Origin of the sequence: Arthrobacter sp. Soil736, from assembly GCF_001428005.1 — a bacterium.
Lineage (GTDB): Bacteria > Actinomycetota > Actinomycetes > Actinomycetales > Micrococcaceae > Arthrobacter.
The window spans coordinates 1-12,948 of sequence record NZ_LMSB01000024.1; the positions used below are offsets into that span (position 1 = coordinate 1).

Below are 12,948 nucleotides of genomic sequence, written 5' to 3' on the forward strand. Positions count from 1 at the left end.
GTGAAGGCCCCGGAGGGACCCGGGGAAGGTTCCTCCGGGGCTGCGGGCCCGACCCGGACCGGCAACTGACCGACCAAAGACGGGTCCGCCGCGAACACCGCACATGCCGGAGGGGCCAGCCAAAGCGCACACACGCCCGCACCGACCCCTCCAACAGCACTTAGTTCAGCAGGCTCCTAGGAACAGGTGCGCTCCAGCGGGACTGCACCGGAAACGTCGTGGGAAACCATGTAGGTCCCGCCATCGGTAAACCTTCTCCCATTGCAGTCAGCGGCGCGGCGACCTGAGGTTGACGGTAAAAGTACAACAGCCGTGTTGTTTGAGTGCGGCAGGGACTTGTGGTCACAGAAACATTTCAATTTGATGGATTCATAGGAACGCCTCTGGTCCCGCACAGCGTCGCGATGTGATGGTGGACTCCCTGGTCTCGCATCGCATTGCATCCTAGGAGGACATCGTGGAACCCACCCAGTATCGGATAGTTCTGCGGTCGGGMCTCCCTGGTCTCGCATCGCATTGCATCCTAGGAGGACATCGTGGAACCCACCCAGTATCGGATAGTTCTGCGGTCGGGCCTGCTGCCAGCAGCCGGCCTCGCGTTCGCCTTCACGACGCAGAAGCTCTCGCTCCGCTACCCGGTGGCGTGGACGGCCGAGTCGCGAACATCCCCCGCGGCCCAATTACAGGGGAGTTCGTCACGTTCAAGGACGCCAAGGGCCGGACCTTGTTCACGGTGGACGTCGGCTTCAGCAGCTACGACTACGGCTGGCCGGTTCGGCGCACGGTCGTCGAGTCCGGCGCGGTTCCCGGCCTGTCCCAGGCAGGCTGGACGCCGCCGTATCAGTTTGCCTTTTACGCAGAGGAGCCCCTCTCCGGCCCGGGGACCGACACGGTCTGCACGCTCGCCCTGGTCCGTGAGGTTCCCCCTGACGGTCCGGGGATGCTCCGCGGGCTGCCGACGGGTGAACCCACGACAGTGCCATCGAGCTGGACCGGTCCCTTCCTCGGGGTCGAACTGAGTCAAGTCATCGAGAAGTGCGGGGATGTTGCCGCGGCCAGGGCGTGGTGGGCATCGCAGGAGGGGCAGCAGTTCAAGGCCGTGCTGCTCAGCCTGAGGGCGTCCTGACGGCGACCCCGTGTAGGCGAGGGTTTCCCCGCACGGCCGGTCATCCGCCCGAAACCATCGGCATCCTCATCTGCGGCACCACGAACGACTGCAGCGTCAGGTACATCCTCGGCCGCTCGACTTCCCAAATGGCCGTCGCAGCCTACACCTACGACCAACTCCCGCCAGCCGAACAGCGTGCTCTCCCCAACGAAGGACACCTCGTCGCGGCCTTGGAATGGGCCGAACCCGGTGCCGATGTCCCCGAGTGAACGCCCCGTCCGTGATGAAATTGACCGACGGAACGGACGGAGTTCGCATGGTGGTGTTTGACGCATTGGAGCGGCAGATTGTTGCCGCCCTCCAACTTGACCCGCGCTGCCCGTGGCGCAAGATGGCGGCCGTGCTCGGCGAGGCTGAGCGGACCGTGGCTCGTCGCGGATCCCAACTGTTGGAGTCGGGTGCGGTTGCCGTGGTGGGCGTGCGACCCAGGCAGGCGGCGGTGCTCGTGGACATGCGTTGTACCCCGGGGACGGTACGTGCGGCCGCCCAGGCACTCGCGCAGCGGACCGACACCACGTTCGTTTACACCACAACCGGCACGGGCGACTGCGTGGCAGAAATCCTCACCGAAGCAACGCGTATGGGCGACGTGTTGTCCGATGAACTGCCTTCCACCATCGGGTTGCGGGATTCCACCAGCTACCCCGTACTGCGCTACTTCCGGACCATCCGGGGTTGGCGGCCGGAGATCCTCAGCACGGACCGTGCCGAGGCCCTGCGATCGGATCTGTCGGCTGACTCGGGCATCCTGGAGGCGCGGCAGGACCTGAATCGACAGGACAATGAATTGGTCGAGGCACTGTGTGCCGACGGCCGGATGAGCTTCGAAGCGTTAGGGCGCCGGGTCGGTGTCTCGGAAGCCACGGCCCGGCGCCGCAGTGAATGGCTATTGGCCAACAACCAGGTCCAGCTAAGGGCCGTGGTGGAACCTGCGGCCTTTGGGCTTGCCGTCGAGGCCCTGCTCTGGATCCGGGCATCGCCGCAACACGTGGAACAGTTGGGCAAAGGCCTGGCTGAGCTTCCGATGGTCCGCTATGCGGCGGCAATTGCGGGCGATTACCAGATCATCGCGGATGTCACCGTGGGGGACATGTCCTCCCTGTACCGCTTCATCACGGGCTCGGAGTGGGCCCAGTACGCTTCAGGAGTGGACGTCTCCGTTCTGCTCGATGCCCGGAAACGCGGCGGACGGATCATGCGGACATCGTCGTAAGCGCCGCAGCACCGGCCCCAGCGCCAGCCCCGAAAGAAGGCGCGACGGCGGCGTACCCCGTCCGCTGCTCGAAGGCGCGGCCCCAGCGAAGCAACTGCATGTCGGTGTAGTGGTTGCAGGCGAGCTGGAGGCCAATGGGCAGGCCGGCGGAGCTGAATCCCGCGGGCACGCTTAGGACGGGGAGTCCGGCGGCGGACAGAACGCAGGCTGAGCGCATCCAGTCCAGATATGTCTCGGAGGCCACACCGGCCACGTCCGAGGGGTACCGCAGCGTTGCGTCGAAGGGCAGGACCTGCGCGCAGGGGCTGGCGAAGAGGTCGTAGCGGCCAAAGAACTCCTGCACGCTCAGTTCAAGGCGGGTGCGGGCAGCAGCGGTCTCTATGAGATCCTGCGCAGTGAGGGCAAAACCCTTGGCCACGTTCCAATGGACCTCCGGCTTGATGAGGTCCCCGGAGCGCTCCAGGATCGGCCCAAGTCCAGCGGCGAAGTCCATGGCACGGATGTTGCCGAAGACCAGGTCCGCTTCGCTGAAGTCCGGCGTGGCTTCCTCCACGATTGCGCCGAGCTCCTCGAACACGGCCAGCTGCCGTTCCAGATGGTCGAGGATTTCCGGTTCAACAGGCACGCCGATGCCGAAGTCGCGGGACCAGCCGATCCGCACGCCGCGCATATCGGTCTCCAAAGAAGACCGGAAAACTGCCGGGTCAAGCCCCTGGGGGTGGGGGACACGGGGATCCTTGCCGGCGGTGACGGACATGAACAGCGCGATGTCCTCAACGCTCCGGGCCATCGGACCGGTCCGTCCAAGCCACGCGTAGGCGTTCACTGCCGACGGCATGGGGATGACCGCCGTCGACGGCCTGAAACCGACCACGTTGCAGAAGGACGCGGGGATGCGCAGCGAGCCGCCCATATCGCTGCCATCACCGATGCTCTGGATCCGGGAAGCAACGACGGCGGCCACACCGCCACTGCTTCCGCCCGCGCTCAGCGTGGGTGCGTACGGGTTGGTCGTAGTCCCGAAGAGGTCGTTGAACGTGTGTGACCCCGCACCGAACTCGGGCACGTTGGACTTGCCCGTGGTGACCACGCCGGCCGCCTTCAACCGCGCGACGATCAGGTCGTCGGCGTCGGGAATGAAGTCCCTCAATGCCAGCGAGCCCTGGGTGGTGCGCATCCCCGTAGTGTTGTTGGTGTCCTTGTGCGTCATGGGCAGGCCGTGGAGGGGTGGCAACTCCGCGCCGGAGGCGGTGAGCCGGTCGGCGCGGTCGGCCAGTGCCTGCGCCCCTTCGGCATCGAGCGTAACTACGGCGTTGATCACGGGGTTGACCTCGGCGATCCGGTCGAAATGATCCGCCAGGGCTTCGCGCGCCGAGATCTTCTTGTCGCGGATGGCTGCGGTGAGTTCGACGGCGGACAGCTCGCCAATGGTGTCAGGCATGGTGCTCCTTTACTGGGTGTTCACTGCCCTGAAGTGTGCAGCGTCACAGGCGGAGCGGGGAAGTCTTGCGTAGCAGGAAAGCGCCCTTTGACTGTTTCGGCCACTTAGTTGGCTGATTCCGTCAAGTATTGTTTCGCGTCAGGCGGATAGCGGATGGTGTTGCTTACCCGTTGACCGATCTGGTCGATGGGAAAGGATTCGCCCTGGTGCAGCACGTACCGCACAACGTCGTCGGACGCGGACTCGCAACGGGGCTTTCAACCGGAGGTTCCCATGCACCAACCCCTGGCAACTCAACCCCTCGCAACCAACGACTCAGCGGACATCCTGGCCATTGCCAACAACCCCGTCTTGTGGATCTGCGTTGCAGGCGTCTTCGGCGTCATCATCGTCCAGTCCGTGATCTTCATGAAGGCAGCGCGCCGGGCCGCTCCGTCCGTGGAGATGAGCGCCCAGGACATCAAGACGTCGTTCCGGTCCGGCGCCGTCTCGGCCATCGGACCCTCCCTTGCCGTTTCCCTCGTGGCCATCGCACTGCTGGGCCTGTTCGGCGCGCCGGCGGTGCTCTCCCGGATCGGGCTGATCGGTTCGGCGGCGTACGACGTATCCGCGGCTGGCATCGCAGCAGGATCGATGGGGGCCAAGCTTGGCGATGCCAGCTACACCCAAAGTGTCTTCGCAGTGGCGTTTTTCGCCATGAGCATCGGAGGGGCAATGTGGATGCTCGCCACCCTGATCCTGACCCCGCTGCTCCGCAAGGGCGACGCCAAGATCCGCTCCGTGAATCCTGCCGCAATGGCGATCGTGCCGGCGGCCGCATTGATCGGCGCCTTCGCTTGCCTGGGACTGAGCGAACTGCCGAAGTCCGGGACTCACGTCCTGTCCTTCCTCGTTTCCGCAGCGGTCATGGGGCTTTGCTTACTGCTTGCCAAGAACCTCGGCAAGAGCTGGCTGCGTGAGTGGGGCCTCGGTTTCTCGATCGTCATCGGCCTGAGCGCTGCCTACCTGGCAGTCGGCCCGGCCGTCGGTGCCTGAGCCCGAACTCGAAGCCCTGACCACGAACGGAAAGGAACACCCATGACCTCCACTACCACCGCCCCCACCACCAGCAACTCCGCCATGGCGGACTTCAACCGCACCACCTCCCGCTGGGGCCAGATCACCATGATCGGCGGCTTGTTGATCTCCGTGGCCGGACCGCTGTATCTGGTTTTTGCCAGCGGCCTCGACATTGGCCCCGCACAACTCTGGATCGCCTTCGCGGCCGTCGCGGCCACGTTCGGCATCATCTGGATCGTTGAACCGCTGACGTACTTCCCAATCCTCGGCCCGGCCGCCATGTACCAGGCCTTCATGATCGGCAACATCTCCAACAAGCTCCTGCCCGCTGCCCTTATCGCCCAAACCAACATCGGCGCAAAGCCGGGCAGCAAGCGTGCCGAGCTTGCCGCTGTCGTCGCTATCTGTGGGGCTGCCGCGGTCCACCTGGTCTCCCTGGCAATCTTCGTCGGGCTCCTCGGGAGTTGGCTGATAAGCGAAATTCCGCCGTCGGTCCTGCTGGTGACCCGCTTGTATGTGCTGCCGACAGTCCTCGGCGCGGTGTTGGTGCAGGCCATTGTGTCCATGAAGCAGCCCCGCACCACGGTGTTCGCGCTGGTGGTGTCAGCCGTCGTCGTGTTCGTTGTCCTGCCCCTGGTGCCGTCACTTGCCACGGTGTCCACCGCAATCGTTGTGCTGGCCACGATCCTGCTGGCCTGGATCTTCCGGGGGAAGAGCGCCGTGGCTGAAGCCAGGCCCATTCACATCGAGTAGCCGGCACGCCACCACCCTCCCCCCAGACCCGCACTCCACGATAGGAAACCAAGACCATGACCCAAGCAGCCACACTTGCCCTCCAGCTCGACACCGAACAGACTGCCAAGCTACAGGCCCTGTACCGGCACCTTCACGCGCATCCGGAACTGTCCATGCAGGAGTTCGCTACGGCCACGCTGATCGAGGAGCAGCTGGACGGCCTCGGCATTGAGCACTTCCGCTGCGGTGGCACGGGCGTGGTGGGAATTCTCCGGAACGGTGAGGGTCCCGTGGTGGCGTTCCGGGCGGACTCGGACGGGCTCCCCATCGAGGAAGCCACGGGACTCGGGTACGCCAGCACGGACACGGGCACGTTGCCGGACGGCACACTACGGTCCCGGTCATGCACGGTTGTGGCCACGACACGCATGTAGCGAGCCTGCTGGGTGCCGCGGAAGGCTCACGGACAACCGCGGCGCCTGGTCCGGGACGCTGGTGCTGATCTTCCAGCCGGGGGAGGAGACGGCTGCCGGCGCGCTCGCCATGCTCGACGACGGTCTCTGGGACAGGGCCCCTCGTCCGGAGGTGGTCTTTGGGCAGCACGTCATGCCCCGCCGGGTCGGTACGGTGTCCATTTCGAGCGGCCCCGTAGCCGCCATGGCTGATTCGCTCCGGGTCACCGTCCACGGCCAGCAGTCGCACGGCTCCCAGCCTCAGGATTCCATCGATCCCATCGTCATGACGGCCTACATGGTCACCCGCCTCCAGGGGATTGTGTCCCGTGAGCTGGACCCGCGTAAGTCCGCCGTCGTGACGGTTGGCACCTTCCACGCGGGCCTCAAGGAGAACATCATTCCGGCCTCGGCCGAGTTCACGCTGAACATCCGCACCTTCGAAGAGGACATCCGGGGGCAAGTCCTGGCCGCCGTGCGCCGCATCATCGTGGCGGAAGCCGCCGCGTCCGGGGCGCCGCAGCCGGAGATCGAGGAAATGTACCGCTTCCCGCGATGCTTCAACGATCCCGACGCCGTTCCTTCGGTCATCGACGCACTGCGCGGTGCTCTGGGGCCGGAAGCAGTGGAAATCACCGCGCCCATGATGGGTAGCGAGGACTTCGGGCATCTGGGGACGGCGATCGGTGTGCCGTCCGTGTTCTGGATGTTCGGCGGAACGCCGGCAGACGTCTTCGACGGACCGGGTCCCGTCCCCGTCAACCACTCGCCCTACTTCGCGCCTGAGCTGGAAGGCTCGCTGTCCGGCGGAGTCTCGGCCGCCGTCGCCGTCCTTATGTCCCGTCTGGGCAACTGACACTTATCTTGAGGCACCCCGGCATGACTTCTCGCCAACGCCGGGATGTCTGCGATGAGCTGGTCGCGGGTGGCTGCGACTTGGAGGTTCGCGATGAGGCTGACGGTCTGGTCGTTGGTGCGTAGCTTTTGGCATCGAGCATGCCGGTCCAGGCGCACCTGCTCGATCGCATCGTGGTGGGGAATAGATTCCATGCGCTGCTCGACCGCGCCGGCCTTGGCTGCTTCGTGGGTTGGTGCGGGCAGGGTCATGCGGCCGGTGGGGTGGATGGTGCTGCCGTGGTAACTGAATTGGTGGCATCCCGAGCGATGTTGGGCACGTACGAAAAGGTGGCGGGATTTTTATCGGGCTCGTCCGGTGCCAATGCAACGGAGGCCGGCCGGTCACGGTCTCAGGCTAGCTTCAGCGGGTTTTCGGTGAGTGCGCGGGTGTATACGGCTGGGTCCACGTTGCCGCCTGAAGCTACGATCGCTACGGTCTTGCCCGCGAAGTTGGCTTTCTTCGACAGGACTGCAGCCAAGGATGCCGCGCCGCCTGGTTCGATCACCGTTTTCAGCGTGTAGAAAGAGGTTGCGACGGCCGCCAAGGCTTCCCCGTCGTCCACGGTGAGTGCTTTTACGCCGTGGCGGAGAAGAACTTCAAGGGGGAGTTTTCCGGCGACGGGACCGCTGATGCCGTCCATAATCGTGTGACGTACCGCGGGGTTACTGCGGACTTCACCGGCGGCGAGCGAGTGCGCCATTTTGTCGTAGCCCTGCGGCTCAACAATGTACTTTTCGATCTCCGGGAAGAAGTGCCCCATCGCTTCGATGACGCCGGATGCGAGACCGCCACCACTGCAATTGATGACAACTGCGTCAGGTTTCTGGCCTGCCGCGATCAGTTGCTCAGCCATTTCCAGTCCGGTGGTTCCAGCACCTGCCATGATGGCGTGGTCGTCGAATGGGGAGATGACGGTCATTCCGCGTTGGTCCGCGAGTGCTTGTGTGATCTCGGCGCGGTCCTCAGCGGCAGGGTCGTAGAAGACAACCTCTGCTCCCCACCAGCGGCAGTTCTCAACTTTGATCCGCGGTGCATTGTTGGGTACAACGATGACGGCAGGGCAACCAACGATGCTTGCGGCGGCGGCGACGGCGGACGCATGATTGCCTGCCGAATATGCCGCGATCCCGTTCTTGCGGCTTTCCTCGCTGAGGCCCAGGACCTTGTTCAAGGCCCCGCGGATCTTGAAGGAACCGGTCAGTTGAAGTGCTTCCATTTTGACCCACACGCGGGCATCGGCTGCCTTGTCCAGCATCGGCGAAGAGAGAAGTGGCGTTCGGACAACATATTCCGTGATCCGGTCGGCAGCCTGTCTAATATGCTCGATGCTGAACACGTCCGTGGCTTGTGCATTACTCATTGTCTTTGACCAGTTCAAACACGGTCGAAATCTCTACGGGTGCCTGCTGGGGGAGCGCGTAGACACCGACCGCGGTCCTGACGTGCTTGCCATTGTCGCCGAGGGCCTGAAGGAAGACGTCGGATGCACCATCCATGACTTTGGCCTGTTCTCCGAATTCAGGGACACAACGAATAAAACCGCTCAAACTGAGCAGACGAAGACCACTGAAGTCGCCGCCGCACGCCGCCCCTGCCACAGCAAGGGTGTTCAGGGCGCACAGGCGTGCAGCCGCTTGGCCGTCCTCGACGGTGAGCCCATCACCGACGACTCCCGTGAATTGCATTTCTTCCCCCACGCGGCAGATCTGGCCTGCAACCAACAGCTGATTGCCGGACCACACGAACGGCACATAGCTGCCACCGGGTCTCAGAGGCTCATCAGGGAGCTGAAGGCCAATCGAAGCTAAGCGGTCATTAATTGTGTCCATCAAGTCGTCTTTCTCATCGTGGAGGTAAATCGGCGCCGAGCCGGTCACGGGCAGGCCAGGCCGGCTCCATCGTCGTGCGGGCGTTCCCCTTCTGGGTCGGGGAAAGCTCCAGAACAAGCGTCCAGTAGACAGGCCTGCCATTAAGTGAAGGCATGAGCTCTCCCTGCTGCAGGTAGCGGTACGGTTTAGGGTCGCCGTCGGGACGCCACCAACCACTGGCCGGTGCATGGTGGCCGGTCATTGCTCCGACCGGAGGATTTGTACTGGTGATGATAGGTGTGACAACCACCTGGATACCTTTCTAAACGGTTCGACGGCCTAAGCAGTTCGACGGCGGTCCGCCACCAAGGGTGCGAGCCGCCGCCGTCGAACACGGAGACTCATAAGGCGGGTACCGCGACCTGCTGGTCCGGTGCCTTCACGACGGGTTTCCGGCCCTTTCGCAGCTTGTTCTCGACGGTCACGGCGAGTTGGGACAGCGCGAAGTTGATGGCGATCATGACAGCGGCCACGACGAGCAGGGCCGGAATGTAGTTGGAGTACGCCGACCCTGCCTGGATGCCTTGCCGTACTGCTTCAACGTAGGTGATCTGGTAGCCCAGGGCGGTGTCCTTGAGCGCGACGACGAGTTGGGCAACAATCGGGGGCAGCATCGCCGTAATGGCCTGTGGGAGGAGGACCATGCGCATGGCTTGACCGTTTCCCAGGCCGAGGGCGATCGATGCTTCGCGTTGTCCGCGGGGCAGCGCCTGGACGCCGGCTCGGACGATTTCGGCGATCACCGCGCCGTTGCAGAGGGTCAAGCCGGTGACGACGGCGGCCATCGCGAGCTGGGTGGAAGGGAAGAGTGAGTAATTGGCGAAGACCTGGAAGCAGAAGATCATTAGGATCAGTAGCGGCATGGCGCGGAAGAATTCCACGACGACCGTGCATCCGTACCTCATGAGCCTCTTCTCGGACATCCGTCCGACGCCGAGCAGGATGCCCAGGACTGTGGCAAGAACAACGGCCAGCGCTGCGGCCTGCAGGGTTCCGATGATGCCGGGCAGCAGGTAGGTGCGCCACATGTCGGCGGTCAGGAAGGGCAGCCATTTCTCGGGGGCGAGCTGGCCCTTCTCGCGCAGCGCTGAAAGTACCCAGACGGCACCGCCAGCGAGGCCGGCCAGGCAGGCGGCGCTGATGATGAGGTTCAGGGCTTTGCCGCGGGGCCCGGGCTCGTCGTAGAGGGTTTTGAGTGCGGGTTTCGTGCTCATGTTCTTACCGCCAGTTTCTTGCTCAGGTAGCTGAAGGCCGCGCCGGTGGGGAGGGTCAGGCACATGAAGCCCAGGGCGAAGATCAGGCCGACCACGATCAGGGCCGAGGTGTTTTCGATGACTTCCTTCATCAGCAGCGCGGCCTCCGCGACGCCGATGACGGAGGCGACGGTGGTGTTTTTGATCAGGGCGATCAGGATGCTGCCCAGCGGCCCGATCACTGCCCGGAAGGCCTGGGGCAGCACGATGTACCGCAGTCCCTGGGTGAATCCCAGGCCCAGGGACCGGGCGGCTTCGGACTGTCCCACGGGGATCGTGTTTACCCCGGCGCGGACCGCTTCGCAAACGAAGGTGGCTGTGTACAGGCTGAACGCCAGCACAGCGAGGCGGAAGGAACTGTCCGTAATCGAGGTCGGGGACTTCGGATCGACCAAGGTGATGCCCAGCTGCTGGGCCAGGCCGAAGGACGCGAACAGGACCACCAGTGTCAGCGGGGTGTTCCTGACGATGTTCACGTAGGCGGTTGCCACGGTGCGCAGCGCCCAGACCGGGGAGACGCGCATCGCGGCCAACACGGTGCCCAGCACCAAAGCAGCCACCGCGGACAGCGCGGCCAGTTGGATGGTGCGGGTGAACGCCGTGACCAGCTGGTCGCCGTATTCAGTGAGGATTTCCATGGATTAGCTTCCTTGAGGTGCTATCAGTACCTGTTGACGGCCGGCGCCGCAGGCTGCTGGTATCCGGAAGGGCCGAGATTCTTTCCGAAGGCTTTGGCCCATGAGCCGTCCTTGATCATGTCTTCGATTGCGTCGTTGATCTTGGCCCGACCCGTCGTGTCGTCCCTTTTCAGCCCGATGCCGTAAGAGTCTTTGGTGAAGGGCTTGCCAACGACCTTGAGCTTGCCAGCATTGATTGCGGCGTAGCCGGCCAGGACGATGTCGTCAGTACTGATGGCGTCAACGGCGCCGGACTTAAGCGCTTCAACACAGGCTGCGTTGGTGTCGTACTCCTGCAGCTGAACATCCTTGCTGTAGTTCTTCTTGATGTTTTGTGCGGGAACAGATCCGACGGTCGAGCACAGCTTCTTGCCGCCGTTGAGGGATTCGGGACCGGTGATGTCGGTGTTGTCGGCGCGGACAAGCAAGGACTGTCCCACTGTCAGGTAGGGGCCTGCGAAGCCGATCTTCTCCTTGCGGGCGTCGTTGATGGTGTAGGCGGCGACGATGTAGTCCACCTGGCCGTTCTGGATCAGGTTTTCGCGTTGCGCGGTGGGGGCTTCCTGCCACTTGATCTCGGATTCCTGGACGCCGAGCTTGCCGGCGACGTACTTTGCGACATCAACGTCGAAACCGCTGAAGCTGCCGTCCGGGTTCTTCTGGCTAATGCCGGGGCGGTCGAAGACAATGCCGATCGTCAGCTGGCCGGCTTTCGCCTTGGCCTCCACGCCCTTGGCTTCGCTGCCGGCCGCGCTGGCGCAACCGGTGGCCGCACCCGCGACGATGAGGGCGAGGGCGGGCAGGGCAATGAGGGACTTAAGTTTCATAATGGATTCTTTCTGTGCTGCTGGGAGAGATTGGTTGCCACGGGCTCAGTGGCTGAGGATTTTACCGAGGAAGTCGCGGGCTCTTGCGGTGGCGGGCGTGGTGAAGAATTGCTCCGGTGTGGTGTCTTCCAGGATCTGGCCGTCGGCCATGAAGACGACGCGGTCTGCTGCCCGGCGGGCGAAGCCCATCTCATGGGTCACGACGAGCATGGTCATTCCGCCCTTGGCCAAGGACGTCATAACGTCCAGGACTTCGGTGACCATTTCAGGGTCGAGGGCCGAGGTTGGTTCGTCGAAGAGCATCACCTTGGGCTCCATGGCCAGCGCCCTGGCAATGGCCACGCGCTGCTGTTGGCCTCCGGAGAGCTGGGCGGGAAGTTTGTCGGCCTGGTTGGCGATGCCCACGCGCTCCAGCAGAGCCATCGCCCGATCGCGGGCGGCTACCTTGGACAGTTTGCGCACCTTCTGAGGTGCCAGCATCACATTTTCAAGAATGGTCTTGTGGGCAAAGAGGTTGAATGACTGGAAGACCATTCCGACGTCGGCCCGGTAGCGGGTGAGGGCCTTGCCTTCCTGGGGGAGTGCCCTTCCGTCGATGGAGACCGATCCGGTATCGATGGTCTCGAGCCTGTTGATGGTCCGGCAAAGCGTGGACTTGCCGGATCCGGATGGTCCGAGGACTACGACGACCTGGCCGCGAGCGACCTCGAGGTCAATGTCGCGGAGGACGTGGAGCGGCCCAAAGTGTTTGTTGACTCCCTGCATGGAGATCATGATCTGAGGCCCTCCGGTCTCGGCTTCGCGGTCGAGGGTCGTTTCCGGGTTCTGTGAAATAGTCATGGTCACCATCCGTAGCGCTGAAGGGTAGGGAGCAAGCCGAGGAGCTCGGCCGTGGTGGCGCCGTCCATGATCCTGCGTCGGAACTCCTCCTCTTTGGCTTCCCGTTCCTCCGCGCACTGAAGTGTGCCTCAAGAACCTCGTAGGCTTTGACCACCACCAGCCCGTCACGATCGCCAACAATGATGTCCCCGCGCTCCACAGTGCTACCCGCAAGGTTGATGGTGCCGCCGATCGAGCCGGGGTCCACCTTGGTGGTTCCGCGAATGGAGATCCCGCGGGCGAAAACCGGGAACCCCGCCTTGATGATCGCCTCGGAGTCGCGGATTGAACCGTCAATGACAAGTCCCGCGATTCCAGCGCGTTGAGCGGCCAGGGTGAGCACGTCGCCCCAGGGACCGGCGTCAGTGAATCCCTTTGCGTCCACTACGAGTACGTCACCAGGCTGGGCCATCAGGACGGCTTGATGAAGCATAAGGTTGTCGCCTGGCGTCGTGTTGACCGTCAGCGCGGTTCCCAC

12 protein-coding genes and 1 pseudogene are annotated in these 12,948 nt (G+C 63.8%); 6 read left to right on the forward strand and 7 right to left on the reverse strand.

The features are described from left to right. Positions 1-643: 643 nt before the first annotated feature. The 3 genes from ASG92_RS14835 to ASG92_RS14840 all read left to right on the forward strand — a co-directional run bounded on the left by ASG92_RS14835 (position 644) and on the right by ASG92_RS14840 (position 2,381). Complete coding sequence (locus tag ASG92_RS14835) at positions 644-1,126, forward strand: hypothetical protein (protein WP_056629690.1); 483 nt, start codon at positions 644-646, stop codon at positions 1,124-1,126. Between the two features lie 128 nt (positions 1,127-1,254). Next, a complete protein-coding gene (locus ASG92_RS30285) occupies positions 1,255-1,377 on the forward strand; it encodes a hypothetical protein (protein ID WP_277309302.1) in 123 nt (40 codons plus the stop codon). A gap of 47 nt (positions 1,378-1,424) precedes the next feature. Beyond that, positions 1,425-2,381, forward strand: a complete 957-nt coding sequence (locus ASG92_RS14840; protein ID WP_056629757.1) for an AsnC family transcriptional regulator — start codon at positions 1,425-1,427, stop codon at positions 2,379-2,381. On the opposite strand, the gene ASG92_RS14845 is transcribed toward ASG92_RS14840, so the two are convergent. Further along, the gene (locus tag ASG92_RS14845; RefSeq protein ID WP_056629692.1) at positions 2,362-3,822 is read right to left on the reverse strand and encodes an amidase; all 1,461 of its coding nucleotides are present in this window, start codon (positions 3,820-3,822) and stop codon (positions 2,362-2,364) included. The genes ASG92_RS14840 and ASG92_RS14845 overlap by 20 nt on opposite strands. A gap of 273 nt (positions 3,823-4,095) precedes the next feature. Here ASG92_RS14845 and ASG92_RS14850 point away from each other — a divergent pair, with 273 nt between their 5' ends. The 3 genes and pseudogenes from ASG92_RS14850 (at position 4,096) to ASG92_RS14860 (ending at position 6,924) form a co-directional block, all read left to right on the forward strand. Then, a complete protein-coding gene (locus tag ASG92_RS14850; RefSeq protein ID WP_056629694.1) occupies positions 4,096-4,857 on the forward strand; it encodes a DUF5058 family protein in 762 nt (253 codons plus the stop codon). 42 nt (positions 4,858-4,899) lie between these two features. Next, positions 4,900-5,634 (forward strand): hypothetical protein, encoded by a 735-nt coding sequence (locus ASG92_RS14855; RefSeq protein WP_056629696.1) that lies wholly within the window; start codon positions 4,900-4,902, stop codon positions 5,632-5,634. A 56-nt stretch (positions 5,635-5,690) separates the two neighbouring features. After that, positions 5,691-6,924 (forward strand): annotated as a pseudogene (locus ASG92_RS14860) (amidohydrolase). 391 nt (positions 6,925-7,315) lie between these two features. Here ASG92_RS14860 and ASG92_RS14865 read toward each other — a convergent pair. From ASG92_RS14865 to ASG92_RS14890, 6 genes are all read right to left on the reverse strand, one after another. Further along, positions 7,316-8,326: a threonine/serine dehydratase gene (locus ASG92_RS14865; protein ID WP_056629698.1), complete on the reverse strand. Its 1,011-nt coding sequence runs from the start codon at positions 8,324-8,326 to the stop codon at positions 7,316-7,318. Continuing rightward, entirely contained in the window at positions 8,319-8,795 is a 477-nt protein-coding gene (locus ASG92_RS14870) for a RidA family protein (protein WP_056629761.1), read from the reverse strand. The genes ASG92_RS14865 and ASG92_RS14870 overlap by 8 nt, the downstream gene beginning before the upstream one ends. A 380-nt stretch (positions 8,796-9,175) precedes the next feature. Further along, positions 9,176-10,048, reverse strand: a complete 873-nt coding sequence (locus ASG92_RS14875; RefSeq protein WP_056629700.1) for an amino acid ABC transporter permease — start codon at positions 10,046-10,048, stop codon at positions 9,176-9,178. Next, positions 10,045-10,725 (reverse strand): amino acid ABC transporter permease, encoded by a 681-nt coding sequence (locus tag ASG92_RS14880; RefSeq protein WP_056629702.1) that lies wholly within the window; start codon positions 10,723-10,725, stop codon positions 10,045-10,047. Before ASG92_RS14880 ends, ASG92_RS14875 begins: the two co-directional genes overlap by 4 nt. A gap of 23 nt (positions 10,726-10,748) precedes the next feature. Next, a complete protein-coding gene (locus ASG92_RS14885; RefSeq protein WP_056629704.1) occupies positions 10,749-11,591 on the reverse strand; it encodes a glutamate ABC transporter substrate-binding protein in 843 nt (280 codons plus the stop codon). Between the two features lie 45 nt (positions 11,592-11,636). Next, positions 11,637-12,365 carry an amino acid ABC transporter ATP-binding protein gene (locus tag ASG92_RS14890; protein WP_056629764.1) on the reverse strand — a complete coding sequence of 243 codons (729 nt, stop codon included), beginning with the start codon at positions 12,363-12,365 and terminating at the stop codon, positions 11,637-11,639. Between the last annotated feature and the right edge of the window lie 583 nt (positions 12,366-12,948).

What these genes read in the sequence shown, in the direction of transcription:
- ASG92_RS14875 (WP_056629700.1), bottom strand. Translation starts at nt 10,048, where the DNA reads ATGAGCACGAAACCCGCACTCAAAACCCTCTACGACGAGCCCGGGCCC.
- ASG92_RS14885 (WP_056629704.1), bottom strand. Translation starts at nt 11,591, where the DNA reads ATGAAACTTAAGTCCCTCATTGCCCTGCCCGCCCTCGCCCTCATCGTC.
- ASG92_RS14840 (WP_056629757.1), top strand. Translation starts at nt 1,425, where the DNA reads ATGGTGGTGTTTGACGCATTGGAGCGGCAGATTGTTGCCGCCCTCCAA.
- ASG92_RS14855 (WP_056629696.1), top strand. Translation starts at nt 4,900, where the DNA reads ATGACCTCCACTACCACCGCCCCCACCACCAGCAACTCCGCCATGGCG.
- ASG92_RS30285 (WP_277309302.1), top strand. Translation starts at nt 1,255, where the DNA reads ATGGCCGTCGCAGCCTACACCTACGACCAACTCCCGCCAGCCGAACAG.
- ASG92_RS14890 (WP_056629764.1), bottom strand. Translation starts at nt 12,365, where the DNA reads ATGATCTCCATGCAGGGAGTCAACAAACACTTTGGGCCGCTCCACGTC.
- ASG92_RS14850 (WP_056629694.1), top strand. Translation starts at nt 4,096, where the DNA reads ATGCACCAACCCCTGGCAACTCAACCCCTCGCAACCAACGACTCAGCG.
- ASG92_RS14845 (WP_056629692.1), bottom strand. Translation starts at nt 3,822, where the DNA reads ATGCCTGACACCATTGGCGAGCTGTCCGCCGTCGAACTCACCGCAGCC.
- ASG92_RS14880 (WP_056629702.1), bottom strand. Translation starts at nt 10,725, where the DNA reads ATGGAAATCCTCACTGAATACGGCGACCAGCTGGTCACGGCGTTCACC.
- ASG92_RS14870 (WP_056629761.1), bottom strand. Translation starts at nt 8,795, where the DNA reads ATGGACACAATTAATGACCGCTTAGCTTCGATTGGCCTTCAGCTCCCT.
- ASG92_RS14865 (WP_056629698.1), bottom strand. Translation starts at nt 8,326, where the DNA reads ATGAGTAATGCACAAGCCACGGACGTGTTCAGCATCGAGCATATTAGA.